Source organism: Pseudomonas sp. ICMP 561, assembly GCF_002699985.1.
Taxonomy (GTDB): Bacteria; Pseudomonadota; Gammaproteobacteria; order Pseudomonadales; family Pseudomonadaceae; genus Aquipseudomonas; species Aquipseudomonas quasicaspiana.
In genome coordinates this window covers 183,915-197,385 of sequence record NZ_LKBT01000069.1, presented here as the reverse complement: position 1 = coordinate 197,385, position 13,471 = coordinate 183,915, and the positions used below count along the sequence as shown (strand labels likewise).

At 51.4% G+C, this 13,471-nt stretch carries 13 protein-coding genes; 6 read left to right on the top strand and 7 right to left on the bottom strand.

Annotated elements, in window-relative coordinates; translation table 11 throughout:
* Nucleotides 1-71 precede the first annotated feature (71 nt).
* The 5 genes from AO242_RS27685 to AO242_RS27665 all read left to right on the top strand — a co-directional run bounded on the left by AO242_RS27685 (nt 72) and on the right by AO242_RS27665 (nt 3,371).
* Entirely contained in the window at nt 72-395 is a 324-nt protein-coding gene (locus tag AO242_RS27685) for a hypothetical protein (protein ID WP_176560709.1), read from the top strand.
* Between the two features lie 142 nt (nt 396-537).
* On the top strand, nt 538-1,182 hold the full coding sequence (locus tag AO242_RS27680) for an HAD family hydrolase (RefSeq protein ID WP_099271192.1): 645 nt from the start codon (nt 538-540) through the stop codon (nt 1,180-1,182).
* A 632-nt stretch (nt 1,183-1,814) separates the two neighbouring features.
* Nucleotides 1,815-2,174: a hypothetical protein gene (locus tag AO242_RS29345; RefSeq protein ID WP_141562248.1), complete on the top strand. Its 360-nt coding sequence runs from the start codon at nt 1,815-1,817 to the stop codon at nt 2,172-2,174.
* Between the two features lie 356 nt (nt 2,175-2,530).
* On the top strand, nt 2,531-2,740 hold the full coding sequence (locus tag AO242_RS27670; protein WP_099271190.1) for a hypothetical protein: 210 nt from the start codon (nt 2,531-2,533) through the stop codon (nt 2,738-2,740).
* A gap of 283 nt (nt 2,741-3,023) precedes the next feature.
* Nucleotides 3,024-3,371 (top strand): hypothetical protein, encoded by a 348-nt coding sequence (locus AO242_RS27665; RefSeq protein ID WP_099271189.1) that lies wholly within the window; start codon nt 3,024-3,026, stop codon nt 3,369-3,371.
* Nucleotides 3,372-4,046: 675 nt separating this feature from the next.
* On the opposite strand, the gene AO242_RS27655 is transcribed toward AO242_RS27665, so the two are convergent.
* The 4 genes from AO242_RS27655 to AO242_RS27640 form a co-directional block, all read right to left on the bottom strand.
* On the bottom strand, nt 4,047-6,173 hold the full coding sequence (locus AO242_RS27655) for a beta-glucosidase family protein (RefSeq protein WP_176560708.1): 2,127 nt from the start codon (nt 6,171-6,173) through the stop codon (nt 4,047-4,049).
* 223 nt (nt 6,174-6,396) lie between these two features.
* Nucleotides 6,397-6,621, bottom strand: coding sequence for a DUF6555 family protein (locus AO242_RS29900; RefSeq protein ID WP_099271187.1), 225 nt, complete (start codon nt 6,619-6,621; stop codon nt 6,397-6,399).
* Nucleotides 6,622-6,639: 18 nt separating this feature from the next.
* Nucleotides 6,640-7,287 carry a hypothetical protein gene (locus AO242_RS27645; RefSeq protein WP_141562247.1) on the bottom strand — a complete coding sequence of 216 codons (648 nt, stop codon included), beginning with the start codon at nt 7,285-7,287 and terminating at the stop codon, nt 6,640-6,642.
* 276 nt (nt 7,288-7,563) lie between these two features.
* The gene (locus AO242_RS27640) at nt 7,564-7,788 is read right to left on the bottom strand and encodes a hypothetical protein (RefSeq protein ID WP_099271185.1); all 225 of its coding nucleotides are present in this window, start codon (nt 7,786-7,788) and stop codon (nt 7,564-7,566) included.
* A gap of 443 nt (nt 7,789-8,231) precedes the next feature.
* Between AO242_RS27640 and AO242_RS27635 the strand changes: the two genes are divergently transcribed.
* Nucleotides 8,232-10,982 carry a beta-glucosidase gene (locus tag AO242_RS27635; protein ID WP_373562265.1) on the top strand — a complete coding sequence of 917 codons (2,751 nt, stop codon included), beginning with the start codon at nt 8,232-8,234 and terminating at the stop codon, nt 10,980-10,982.
* 18 nt (nt 10,983-11,000) lie between these two features.
* On the opposite strand, the gene AO242_RS27630 is transcribed toward AO242_RS27635, so the two are convergent.
* The 3 genes from AO242_RS27630 to AO242_RS27620 form a co-directional block, all read right to left on the bottom strand.
* Nucleotides 11,001-11,696 carry a TetR/AcrR family transcriptional regulator gene (locus AO242_RS27630; protein ID WP_099271184.1) on the bottom strand — a complete coding sequence of 232 codons (696 nt, stop codon included), beginning with the start codon at nt 11,694-11,696 and terminating at the stop codon, nt 11,001-11,003.
* A gap of 219 nt (nt 11,697-11,915) precedes the next feature.
* Nucleotides 11,916-12,857: a LysR substrate-binding domain-containing protein gene (locus tag AO242_RS27625; protein ID WP_099271183.1), complete on the bottom strand. Its 942-nt coding sequence runs from the start codon at nt 12,855-12,857 to the stop codon at nt 11,916-11,918.
* A gap of 112 nt (nt 12,858-12,969) precedes the next feature.
* The gene (locus AO242_RS27620; protein ID WP_099271182.1) at nt 12,970-13,323 is read right to left on the bottom strand and encodes a LysR family transcriptional regulator; all 354 of its coding nucleotides are present in this window, start codon (nt 13,321-13,323) and stop codon (nt 12,970-12,972) included.
* Between the last annotated feature and the right edge of the window lie 148 nt (nt 13,324-13,471).

Here is a 13,471-nt window from a genome sequence, read left to right as displayed (position 1 = left end):
TGTATCCCTCCCGAAGCTACAGCCGCGACTATTTCCATCCCATAACCGCTAGCGACTGAGTGGAGATATACGTGCAAAAGAACGACGTTGAGATCCCGAACCTTGTCATGGTAGCTTGCCAGCTAACCTTCACGGGTAGCGTCACAGCATTTCTTTATCAGCCGCAAAGGCTGAGTTTGAGTCTCGTGGGTACGGCATATTTCGACCGAAAAGACCGATTCAAGAACGGTCGGATGATTCGTACCTCTGATGTGCAGGGCTACGAAGAGGAACACGGCTATTTAATCGCGACGACTCTTTCCGGAAGTCAGTACGTGCTTGTCGACTGTGCCCTAGCGGTCGCTTGGGAGCAGGGGAACCAGTCCGACATTTCTAGCGCACTTGAGCTGCTGTGATTGTCACTGCTACTTTGAAGCGCTGGGAGTGAGTTGTCATGGCTTGGCACTTCATTTATCGGGCGAAGCAAGTTGAGCAGATTACGTGCTCTGTGTCCGGAGCGGCTTAGTAACCATTTTGTTATCAGGCAAAGGATATCAAATGCCAATCACAGGTGTCGTTTTTGACGCATTTGGAACACTCCTTCAAATCAAGACACGACTGAATCCCTACCGTGAGTTGATTCGCTATGGCTCTAGACAAGGCCGCACTCCAACCCCAAGAGACATCGCGACACTGATGACCAGTGACCTTGCATTACCTGAGGCGGCCGTACACCTGGGTATCGATGTCTGCCCTGAGGATATGTGTTTATTGCAGGACGCTCTGAAGCAAGAACTAGCATCCATCGCTCCATTTCCTGACGCGAATGAGGCGATATCATTGCTGCGCGATAACGAGATAAAGGTCGCGATCTGTTCCAACCTCGCAGCTGAGTATGGAGCAACAGTGAAGCACCTCTTTCCCCACATGGACGGATATGCGTTCAGCTACGAGCTTGGCGCGATGAAGCCGAATCTTGAGATCTATCTGGCAGTTTGTGAGCAGATCGATATCGCCCCGGGCGATTATTTCAGCCCTCAGCAAGCGCAAGCGGTAATGATCGGAGACTCAGTTCGATGCGACAGAGATGGCCCAAGAGTCGTCGGCTTAATGGGTTACCATCTCGATCGGAGCGGAAGAGGGGCGATCAGTAATCTGGTTCAATTTGTCAGGCTTGTGATAGAGAAAAACGGCCACTGCTAGGCGAATGGATAACTGATGAATGAAATAAACGGGATCGGATGTTTTCAACATAGGTCGACCAGGGGACATCCCTTGATGTTTCCTCCCTCAGTAAGCAGTCCGTCGATCTAGGGCCATAAACTAGTGAATAGTTAGGACAGGCTCAGATAACTTATATAAACCCGACATAAATGTCTCATCTGCGACATTTTTGCAATTATTTTGCCCCCCACCCCCTAGAAAATTCGTCCCGTCGACGGAGTTGTATTTATATAGAGGCAAAAAAATTTGCCGTCGATTGTATTTTGTTTTCAAAGAAAAAGCGGCGATCTGTGCCTCGCCTTGTGCTCTGAATTGAAATCACGAAGCAGCTTTTACGTTTTTGATTTTCAGCGCTTTGTTGTCCAGCCAGGCGCAGGTGGCAAGGCCTCGACGGTTAAGCCCGCTAGGGCGTAGAGGGATCGTCATTTAGGCAGCGATAGCTGCCGCTTAACATTGACTTCAAAAAGCAGTGTGATTTTTTTCAAATTTTAGACCCCCCCCTTTTTTTACGTGCGGGGTGTTGAATGTAGGCTGTCATTCCTGCTTCTCGGACGTTTTTATCTGCCTACAGACGCGGTCATTTCAACAAGCCGGGTAGGGCGCGACGTGGTATGGACAGCAGTGCAAGCAGGGTTGAATTAGCAGTATGGTCTGTGGCATTCGATCAATACGATCCGTTCGTGTTGCGCGCAGTGTTGCGAGACGCGTGCATCTCTCGTCCGCGCGGATGGAGCTACCCAGAAAGGCTTCATGCTTCGCAAATAACTGGGCCTGCAGTAATGATGATCTGGTCGATCATGGCCGAGCTCAAGCTTCTGAGCGACATGCCCAGCGATCCTCCGCGTTTCATCTCCGTCCGGTCAACGCTACGGGCTCATCTCACGCGGCAACTACAGCTGATGCTGATGCGCGACAAGTTAGCTGATGGGGCCATGATCGATGATCAAATTAGTCGAGATTTTGGGCTCTAAATGACTGTTGAAGCCTAGGTATCTGAGCACGAGATTTCGACGTTCTCATCTGACCGGAATTACAGTGCGACTTCGCCGCTTTGATCGTGTGCATTGCCTCCGCATTCAGAGCAAAGACGTCAATCTCAAAGTCGCAGAGTCCTAAGTATCCACCACGGTACGTCAGGGATAGCGATGAGCTCGCGGTCTTGGGGGTGGTCAAATGCAGCGTCCTATAAGCGAACATCCTGTCCGCATACCTCTAACAACGAGTGGAATTCCGCTGCGCTACCGCACGTGCCTGGCGTTATTTCGAAATGATCCAACGCCTTACCTGGTGGCAGCTATCTTGGCTAATAACAGGGAGGATGTCTGTCATGAACGATAATCAAGCTAGAGAAGCCCGTGAAGCGCTAATCGTTGTATTAAGCACAGCGGCGTCAATGGGCATTGATATTGATCTTCTGTGCCATCTGTCCGCCGAGGAGCTGATGAGCGGGGATATCCGTGAGGATATTAGGCCTTTTGCTTCAGGTGCGATTTACCAAATTGCCACATGCATGAACTACGTAACAGATCCCAGCTGACTGAAAAAGGTCTCATCTCCTTCCAATTCTGAGAGCGCGATGTAAAGAGTGCTCAGCTCAGCATCGCCTCCCGCTCCCCACCCTCAAGACGCTTTCATTCCTTCGCACAGTCCTCCCCGCCATCGGCCACGAGCGTCGTTACGCTCGGATCCAGAGGTGCTCGTTGCCCATTTTCAAGTCTAGGTGCTGGTCATTGATCGGCGCTGGCTTGAACGTGATCTAGGCATGGAGTACATTTGTACTCACTGTTCAGATATACAGCATATTACAAGGAGAGGACACGATGGACATCGACTGCACCGGATTTGATGAGTTAGGAATACCTAGCCCTCTGGAATGCTGGAAGCACCAAGCCCACATGCTTGCATCGGAGGTGTGCGAGCTGCAGAAGGATCTCTCCAAAACTCGGCGTCAGGTTCATCAGTTGATTGGGATGCATGACCAAATGCTCAGGGAACGGGATGCGTTGTCGCTTGAGCTGACGCGAGTGAAATGGGAGCTGTCTGATACGAAGCTAGAGCAGTCTCGACAAGCAACGACGAAGCTCAATGCATTCGCGGCTGCATACAAAGGCCACGGCGAGATAGGCTTAGGCGAAGCGGAAATGAATGCCCAGTCGGGCGCACGATGAGGCAAGTTAGAGGTGAGTAACGTCAACAATCAAGCAAGACGCGAGATTTTAGGCATCAGCGCCGATCTTAAATGGTCGGTGATAGAGCTACGTCGTATCTCGGAAAGGTTGGAAGCTAGCGGGAACATGCCTGACGCTCAGGCGATACTCCGTATGATTCAGAGCTTCCAGCAGGGCGAGTCTCGACTCAATCAAATCGCTGGCGATGCTGACCCAAATGAATAGTGTTCAACTTGCACCTTGATTGTGTGACCCAAGATTCTGAGCTGGACGGCCACTAGCCCGTTCCTAGGCGAAACCAGACTGTTTCCCCGGCGGTGGGCTCGCCAGCACGTTGCGAGGCCACGCTGGTCAACGTGGCTCGCGGATCCCTGTGTGCGGCTTTGTATTGCTGGCTCAGTCAAACACGGTGCAGTGCCGCCAGTCATTTCTGTCTTGGCGGTCGCACAAGCGAGGCCTGTGCTGCCAGTGACGCAAAGCAATGTTATGAACGCTTTCCGCCTACATTCGGCATTCCGCCTTGCTCCATCCATTCTGAGGTCTAGACATGAGGCGCTGGCTGAGAATTTAGCTGGTTGATCATGAGTTCGAGCAATAATTTTCAGTAATGATTGTAACGGCACGAGTATTTAAGGGCGGTGGGTGATGTCCTCCCGACACCGCCCACTATTCTCATCATGGTATCTGGGCGTGAATGACCAACTCTTCATCCTGGGCATGCTGCGCCACCCAAACCTTATATGAACCGCTTTCAGTCGCAAAACCGTCACCTGCGTAACGCGCAAAGATCCGAGGCTCTAGCGTTACATCCACCTGAATTTGTTCTCCTGCGCTGAGGAAGACTTTCTTGAAGCCGGCGAGGCGTTTAACAAAACCATCATCACCTGCTTTGGCCACATAGATTTGCACAGTGGTCGCACCTGCGCGTTTGCCGGAATTGGTTACCCATGCAGAAACGTTGAACGGCGCACCGGCGCTGATGGTTGGGTTGGTGATTTCAAACTGTGTATAGGACAGGCCAAAGCCAAACGGAAAAAGTGGTGTGATTCGTTCTCTTGCGAACCATCGATAACCTACATCCGAGCCCTCAATGTCGTAATCGATAGGAATGATATCTCCCTTACGCGGCATTCCGGGATTGGATGTAGTCGTGTTTGGGTCGAGCTGCTCAGGTCTGGGCAGCTGAGACTCAGCAGCCGGAAAAGTCAACGGTAAGCGTCCGCTGGGGTTTATCCGCCCGAAAAGCACACCGGCAATAGCCGGTGCCCCGCCAGAACCTGGATACCAGGCTTCCACCACGGCACCAACTTTGTCGAGCCATGGCATGAGTACCGGGCCACCTGTTTGTAGCACTACCACAGTCTTGGCATTTGTTTGGGCGACAGCCTCAATGAGCGCATCTTGATCGTCAGGTAATGCTAGGCCTTTTGCATCCAACGCCTCGGAGCGCCACTCCTGAGCAATGATGATGACTGCATCCGCTATCGCCGCCTGTGCGATTGTGAGCGCCACGTCCGCGCCATCCAAGAAGTCTACTTGCTGCGCGCAGCTTTCTTCTCGAATAGCCTGGAGGGGGGAGGAGGGTTGGTACACCTTGGCAACCTGCATCCCTACGATATCAACGCCAGGCAATGACAGGCTCCCAAGAGGGGAAACGGAAGATGATCCTCCTCCGCATAGCACTCCTTGATCTGCATAGGCACCTACGACGAGAAGTCTTTTGGCGCGCTGAGGTAGAGGTAGCATATCGTCAGCGTTTTTAAGCAAAACGATGCCTTCCTCTGCCACGCGCTGTGCCGTCAGCTTGTGCTGGCTGTAGTCAACGGGGAGTGAATTGCTAAGATCTTCATCCAGTGCACCAACGGAAATCAGGCTACGCAGAATACGCGTCACCATGTCATCGATCCTTGCCTGCGGGACGCGTCCTTCCTTGACAGCCTTACGAAGCGCGTCACCGAAATAATCGTTGTCGTCGAGGTTGGCGCCGGATTGAACATCCAGACCTGCAAGCACGGCCTTCTCAGTTGAGTGTGTAGCTCCCCAATCGGACATAACCCATCCAGGGTAAGCCCATTCCCCCTTAAGCACCGTATTCAACAGAAATGCGTTCTCGGATGCATATTCGCCATTCACCAGGTTATAGCCTGGCATGACTGAACCGGGGTTCCCAATTTCAATCGCGAGCTGGAAAGCCAGCAAGTCCGATTCACGAAGCGCTGGCTCGCTGATGTTTGAGCTGACCATCACTCGGCCGGTTTCCTGAGCGTTGGCGACAAAATGTTTGACTGTTGAGACAACCTTTTGGGATTGAATTCCCGCAACCGAATGGCCGGCGAGGGTGCCAGTGAGTAAAGGGTCTTCTGATATGTACTCGAAATTCCGGCCGCCGCGGGGCTCTCGAATAAGGTTGGCCCCACCGGCAAGTTGAACGTTGAATCCTTTCTGTCTAGCTTCCTTACCAACCATAGCGCCAGACTTAAATGCCTGGTCGGGATCAAAGGTTGCGCCGAGTAGTAGAGAGCTTGGCAGTCCCGTTGCGTGATCGCCAGGCCGAACATCGCCAAGGTTACCAACGCCCAAGCTGGCGTCAGATTGTTGTATTGCCGGAATACCTAATCGTGGAATAGCGGGGTAGAACGCAGCAGATCCCAATGCGCCTAGGGGTTTGTCGACCGTTCCCAAAGGGATCGCCATCGGCCCAGACAACCAAGAGAATTTTTCGTCTTCTGTCATTTGAGCGACCAGCGCTCGGGCTCGCTCATCAGGAGGCGATAGGATTGGATGTCGAATGGTTTCACTCATTGTTTACGGTCTCCGGTCGAATGCTGTAAGGGTCTGAGTGGTGTCTGGAACGTGGGTTCCCCTGCAGGGGTAAGAGCAGAAATGCGGTGGTGGCACCATCCGTTCTCAGTTGGCACTCTGCTGGACTTGATTTGGGGGGATTGGGTGAAATCCGCACGCGTTATGGACAGGGCGCTGCTAGGAGGGCAGCGCTTAATTCGACATGCTTTGCGCTTTGCAAGCGTCAGGTGAGTGTCCACTCGACTTTGGATACTCCAAGGCGCTCTGCTGCAGGTTTGGTGAGTTTTGGCGAGTTGTCATTCCGAAGCTTAGGTATTTGACTCAAGCCTGCATCGATTGTCGCCCAATGCCATGCTTCAACGCTGTTCATCTCTGGTGCACAGAGGTGGAACGATTTGAATGCACCATGCAGAAAATAATCGATTCGGTAGTGCTTCTGTTGACCCATTTTATCGAATCCGTAATTTTAATTTTGATACGTATTTCTGTCTTCAGAATAGAGGGCCTTTGCATCACGGTGGCGCTTTGACTCGGAGGAGGATCTGCGTGAAATTATCTGTCGGACATAGTGATCAATCCCTGCTGCCAGCCACACACTGTAAGCCAGTAACTCGACCCCTTCTTCGACGGTCGTTTTAGCCAGACGTGCATAGCCATCGCTCAGAATCACATGCCAAAGAGCACCCATCCCGAATACCCTCGAAAATACCAAGATGCAAAAGCCGGTTGATAGCGTCCCAAACACTCGGCCTTTAGCAAACTCTGCTAAGGAGCTCACGGTGTTGACTCTATTTTTTGAGCTGAATGCAATGAAACATGAAGCTAGGGCAATTGCCAGCAACGGCCAGCGCCATGCTCCATGATTGATAGGATCAAGCAACCCATCTAGCTCTCTAATCAGCAGACATGCGAAGAATCCACCCGTCAAGGTGTGCAGTCCTTTTTGGGAGTGCTCTCCTGGTGCTAGCCAGAAACAGGCCGCACATGTCGCCAGCATGACTTCCTGACCGATTTCGGTAAAAGAAACCTCTAGCATCTGCGTATCGAGCACGGCGATATCTAACCAGATCATGCCCAATGCGCAGATCACTAGACTGAGCTTCAGGAGAAACATGAGCAATGCATATCTAAAATTGTCAGGGAGGTCTAGCAAAAAGCTACTCCAATAGCGCTAGGTGCTCCGCACGTCGCGGAGTGATCGACAGGTATCTGGCTCATCCAATATCAGCTAGCCGTCTCGAGTGAAGGGTGAGGATCCTGAATTGAGTATCGGAGCTTTTAAGCTAGTGGCTTGGCGACGTGATACCAATCCGCTTAGATGACATGGTTTCTGCAGCGAAGTCATGCAGACCCCAATATCTGAGGTCTTTAGTTCGACAAAAACAGCCATTCAGTTGGAAATTTTTCCCTCATCTTGCGCAGTAGGGCGGCCGCCTTTCTTAACTTCTCCTTTTTTGCTTTGGCGCTCCGACGCTTTTTTATCATGAGTTTGGGTTAGGACTTTCGAGTCTGTGGTGCCTGACGCTGAGTCATTCTGCACTGCTTGGTCAGCCCATACCCCGCCTGATACAGCCATACCGAAGATCATAATAGAGCTGAGAATGGAACTTTTCATTGAGCACCTCTGAAATGGTAGTACTTGAGTAGCCTTGGAGAGCCATATCTTGAAGCCAGTCCAGTGTAAGCGGATGTTTAAACGCAGCACAATGCTAGCATATTGCCGCTAAAAACCTACTAGCTGGTAGGTAATCATTTCCTGGTGTTTTTCTGCTGAGAAAACGATAAAAACCATTGTAAAACAGCGGCTTGCAAGTAAATGTTTGACAGATGAACAAAATTTTAGTCTTATTTTTGCTTATAAAAAGATACAAATCAATGAAAGTGGTATCACTTTGATATTGGTTTTGAGATTTATTAGTCGATTTAGTACGGCAAGAAGATTTTTATAGAGAATGCGAGACTTTTGAGACGCTGTTGGAAATCCCATAGCGACTCTATGACCCCCTATTGCCTGAAAACAGTAAGTAGTTTTTAACCATTGAGAGCAGTAATCAAATCATGAAAAAAATGAAGAGATGGAACTATGCGTTGGGTTTGTTAGCTGCTGCTGTCGCACAAGCTCACGCAGTGGATGGAATCAGTACTGAGCAATGGACGGAGCAAGAGCGCACGGCAAATCAAAACGCCCTGAAAGCAGTTTCCCAGATGTCTAATGAAGAGAAACTTAGTTTCCTGTCCGGGACTGGGGGGTGGGATGTACAGGGCGTTCCGAAGCTAGGCATTCCGCAAAGCACCGGAGCAGATGGCGGCGTTGGGATTCGCTATACAAGCAACGGAAACCCTCAAGGGGTGGTCTATCCGTCGGGGCCTAATCTGGCGGCTACCTGGAACCCGCGCAGAGCGGTGGAGTTCGGACGAGCGCTAGGATATGACGCCGCGACGGCAGGCTATCAGTCGGTTACAGGCCCTGGAATTACGCTATACCGCATGCCATACAATGGCCGGGCGTTTGAGTATCTTTCGGGCGAGGATCCCTTCATAGGGGCGAGTTTGGCTCCTGCAGTGGTCAATGGCATTCAGTCACGCGGCGTATGGGCTACCGCGAAGCATTATGCGGTCAACGACCAGGAGAGTAACCGCTTCAACCTGAATGAGATCGTCCCTGAGCGCGTTCTGCGTGAGATGTCCCTCCCTCCATTTGAGTCGGCAGCCAAGAACAGTAAAGTCGCCATAATGATGTGCGCTTTCCAGAAGGTGAATGGGCACTATGCATGCGAAAGTGAGTACCTGATCAAGCATATCCTGAAGAAAGAATGGGGTTATACCGGCTTTGTACAGAGCGATTACAACGCCATCGTCAACGGCCTGAACGCCGCGAAGGCCGGTACTGATGTCGATATGTTGTTCGGCTATCAGATGAACAGCAAGATATTGAAGCCTTACCTGGACAGCGGAGAGCTAACTCAAGCAGATCTTGACGATAAAGTGCGTCGGGTCTTGATGCAGGCCTACCTGTTTGGTTTCGATAAGAAAACGCCGTTGAATGACGACGACATGGACAGTGCCGAAAGCAACCAGGCATCACTCAACACTGCCCGAGAAGGCATTGTACTGCTCAAGAACAAAGATCAGCTGCTACCACTCAACCCTAAGACGGTAAAATCCATTGCGGTTGTAGGTAATTTGGCTAAATACGCGCCGCCTACTGGGTTCGGTAGTGCGAATGTCGAAGCCCGTAATTACATTAGCGAGCTAAGTGGCATCCAGCAGGTCGCTCCTAGGGCCAAGGTCGATTTCATCGACGCCCTGTCTCTGGATCCTCTTGCTACCAAGTGGACGCACCTCAACGAGCAAGGCGATCTTGTTAAAGGGCTTAAAGCTGAGTACTTCACCAACGCAAACTGGTCTGGTGCCCCGGCTAGCACTCGCACAGAAACCTATGTAGATCTTGACTGGGCGAACGGCAATAATCTGCCTACAAACGGCGACGTGGCGAACACCTCCGTACGCTGGAGTGGCAAAATCACTCCAACGCAAAGTGGCGATCAGATCTTCAAAGTTCGTGCCGATGGCGCGGTTCGCGTCACCGTGAACGGGCAGGAGATCATCAATAATGGTGACGGTAATGCTCTCCCCGGCGGCAGTATCCCCCCTACCATCCCTGTCAACGGCAAGATCACGCTTGAAGCGGGCAAGACCTACGACATCAAGCTCGATTACTCACGACGCAACCGCTACATCTCGACGATGGGGGGGCTTAACGGCGTTCAGATGAGCTGGGCATCGTTAGCTGCGCCGCAGGATCTATCTAAGTACGACGCCGTTATGGTCGCAGTGGGCAATAGTAACGAATATGAAGGGGAGGGGTTTGACCACGGGTTTGAGCTGCCTGAATACCAAAACGAGCTGATCCGAAATGTTGCGAAGGTCAACCCTAATACGATCGTCACCTTGCACGGTGGCACCGCTTTGAAAGCCAGTGATTGGATTGACGATGTCGCGGGTACGCTACACGCATTCTATCCAGGTCAAAATGGTGGCCAAGCCCTTGCGGAAATCCTTTTCGGGAAGGTTAACCCTTCCGCAAAACTGCCTATCAGCATCGAGCGTAATATCGAAGATAATCCGATCTACGCGACGTTCCCTGCGTACGATAACTATAAGCAGTTGAAGGAGATGAGTTACAAAGACGACCTGATGCTGGGGTATCGCGGCTATGAGAAGAAAGGTATCAAACCGCTCTATCCATTTGGCTACGGGTTGTCCTACACGTCCTTTAGCTACTCTGATATCAAGGTGACTCCAGGCGTTGCGGTTGGTAATGCTCCGATCAAGGTCTCGTTTGCGATCACCAACACTGGCAAACGTGCGGGCTCTGAGGTTGCGCAACTTTACGTTGGTCAGGCGAATCCAAAAGTCGAGCGGGCAATTAAAGAGCTGAAAGGTTACAAAAAGCTTAAAATTGAGCCTGGGCAGACACGTCGGGTGACCATTGAACTGAATGACCGCTCATTGGCTTATTATGATGACCAAAGCAAACAATGGGTGGTCGACGCAGACACCTTTAATATATCTGTAGGCGCATCGTCGGCTGATATTCGTCTAAACGCGAAAATAGTTAACCCTTACCGTCAAGAGCTTTCAACAACGACCAGCAATCCACTGCCACGATCTGCGTTGAATCAGACCAAAGTCACCGCCGCTCATGCGCCGACTCTGGGAAATATCTATGACCAGGAAAATGATGATGGAAGCGATTCGGATGATGGGAGCTATTCGAATAGCGCTACGGATTCAGTAGGCTACTAACAGAGTTAAGTTTTATCGCTACTCCGACAACTGGCGATTCGGGGGCTCATGATTGAGCCCTCTTTTTTTTGGCCGCAGGTCTTCTTCAAGCCGCTTGAGATAAACGTCGAAACGCTCTACTAGCCAGAGCTGATCGGGAAAGCGTAACCACTGGATCTGCAGACCGTCCATCATAGCGATGATTTCCTGTACGACACCTAGTAAGTCAACGTCCTCGCGCACTTCACCATAGCTTCTCAATGCTTCGAATTCTGTCAGAAGCCGTTTGTAGAGACCTTGATAACGGCTTTGATACCACTCCCATGCCGGATGTGTGTCGGTGAGACTTTCAGCATTAAGAACAGTAAATACTCGGACGACCCCCGCCATGTTGACGTTGGCGCGATTTACTGTACGTAAATTATTGAACAGCTGGTAAAGATGCCTGCTGTTGAGCATTGCACCCGTTAGCTTGCGACTCTCCTCGTCTCGGCGCTCGAGTACCCCCGTCAGCAGTGCAACCTTGTTGGGAAAGTGATGGAGGAGCCCAGCGGTGGTGATCTCTGCAATTTCAGCGATAGTGTTCACTGACGCAGCGCTGTATCCATCACGCGAGAAAACTTCCAATGCAGCATTTAGGATTGCTTCGCGTCGGAGCGGGCCCTTTACAGCGCGTCGAGCTTTCGAGGGCGGTTTGTCGTTGGCAAGACGGTCATTCTGTGAAGCGTCGGTCATGGTGTCCACGGAAGAGCAAAAAAAATTACCCTATCTAGAATGTGAGCTTGGCGCAATCAAGGATACCGGTCGGCGCTCGAGGAAGACCATCAGTTGAATTTCCAGGAAGCCGGTGGAGTCCTGCAACCACGTGTAGCAATCACTGTGGAAGCAGAGTGTCTGCCGGCTCGTTTAAGCCATGTCCAACTAGATTGCAGGGCGGATTCACACCAGAGCCTGCTATACGACTGCGCTTGCTGCTTCAGGAGGGTAGTGAGATTCGAGGCCCATGAAATCCTGAATGCGATTTCGAAGCCATTGCTCAGCTGGATCAGAGTCAGAAATACTCAACCATGTCATTGACAACGGTAGCGTGGGAGTATCAAACGGCATCGGTTCGCAGCGCACTAGCCCTTGGCATTCCATCGCTAGACCCAAGTAATCGGGAAGGTACGAGAGAAAATCTGTCTCTGCCATCAGGGCGGGTAGGGTGCTGAATTGGGATACAGAAACGAACGTACTCCTCTGAAGGCCCATTTCCGCAAGCCACTCATCAGCAAAGCAACTGACATCCGCTATACGCGACACGACCATGTGAGGGCGCGTACAGAACTCTTCCATGGTGACTCGCCCCGGCATTTTGTCTGTTCGAATGACCATAGGGTGAACATTTCTCAACAACTTTCGTTTTGCGTTCGCGGGGAGGTCACGAGTCAGACAAACGCCTACCGAGATAGACCCCGAGACAAGTAGATCCGCTACAGTGTTGTGGCTGACCTTCTGAATGACGATCTTGACATTTGGCGCTTCTGATCGGATGGCTTGATGGAGCGAAGGGAGGAGTGCATAGGTCACATCGTCTTGCAGGCCGATGTGGAACGTCTTCTCGCAGATATGAGGATGGAAGTCGCGACTGGTGTCGAAAGCTGATGAAAATGCATCCAGAGCCGGTGACAATATTTCGATAATTTCCTTGGCCCTGGGCGTGGGTTCCATCCGATTCCCCACCCTCGTGAAAAGGGGATCGTTGTATATGGCCCGAAGCCTGTTTAAGCAGGAGCTGATTGACGCCTGGGTCTGACTGAGCCTTTCTCCCGTGCGTGTCAGATTACGTTCTTGCATGATGGTCTCAAACACTACCATCAGATTGATATCTGCTTTACGCAGCTCATTTCGATTCATCGCGCACTCATTCGAGTTTCTTCATCGGTCACAGTGCTTGAGAGGTGCTTGCCTATGACATGGGATATGGCAAGTAAGCCGGCAAACAAAAACTTCATCACTGTGCGATGACTCACGTTGCCTCTTCCGATCGCTGATGCGCGATGAACCTGTCCCGATTCAGCACGAGCTGGATGGAATTCATCGCAGGTTTCAGTTCATTGCATAGCACTTCAGCGCGCGGGGTGGGCTTGACCCCACCACGGGTTCGCTCGAACAAGACGTCATTGAAATGAGCTCGCAGACGCACCAGTGCATTGCTCACAGCGGGTTGCGTCACGCCGAGTTTGTCAGCAGTCCGGCTGACGTTCAGTTCCTCGTAGATGACAAGAAAGGTGACCATGAGATTCAAATCAATCTCCGAAAAGATATTGGTATCCAGGCGGATTTCCTCTTCACTCACCGCTTTGATGCTCTCAGTTTTCAAGAGGGATTTCACTCTTCGCACTGCAATGCGATTCAGTGTACCGCAATGCGGGTCTTAATTTCATCTATGTCAGTCTCCATTGGACTGCTGAGTCGGCCGCCGGACGCTAATCACGCGATCTAACGGGCCCCAACCCTAGGAGGCTGAT

Bases quoted from the DNA above. Each gene is read 5' to 3' on its own strand.
- AO242_RS27665 (WP_099271189.1), top strand. From the start codon at position 3,024: ATGGACATCGACTGCACCGGATTTGATGAGTTAGGAATACCTAGCCCT.
- AO242_RS29345 (WP_141562248.1), top strand. From the start codon at position 1,815: ATGGACAGCAGTGCAAGCAGGGTTGAATTAGCAGTATGGTCTGTGGCA.
- AO242_RS27625 (WP_099271183.1), bottom strand. From the start codon at position 12,857: ATGAATCGAAATGAGCTGCGTAAAGCAGATATCAATCTGATGGTAGTG.
- AO242_RS27640 (WP_099271185.1), bottom strand. From the start codon at position 7,788: ATGAAAAGTTCCATTCTCAGCTCTATTATGATCTTCGGTATGGCTGTA.
- AO242_RS29900 (WP_099271187.1), bottom strand. From the start codon at position 6,621: ATGGGTCAACAGAAGCACTACCGAATCGATTATTTTCTGCATGGTGCA.
- AO242_RS27680 (WP_099271192.1), top strand. From the start codon at position 538: ATGCCAATCACAGGTGTCGTTTTTGACGCATTTGGAACACTCCTTCAA.
- AO242_RS27645 (WP_141562247.1), bottom strand. From the start codon at position 7,287: ATGTTTCTCCTGAAGCTCAGTCTAGTGATCTGCGCATTGGGCATGATC.
- AO242_RS27630 (WP_099271184.1), bottom strand. From the start codon at position 11,696: ATGACCGACGCTTCACAGAATGACCGTCTTGCCAACGACAAACCGCCC.
- AO242_RS27655 (WP_176560708.1), bottom strand. From the start codon at position 6,173: ATGAGTGAAACCATTCGACATCCAATCCTATCGCCTCCTGATGAGCGA.
- AO242_RS27635 (WP_373562265.1), top strand. From the start codon at position 8,232: ATGAAAAAAATGAAGAGATGGAACTATGCGTTGGGTTTGTTAGCTGCT.
- AO242_RS27670 (WP_099271190.1), top strand. From the start codon at position 2,531: ATGAACGATAATCAAGCTAGAGAAGCCCGTGAAGCGCTAATCGTTGTA.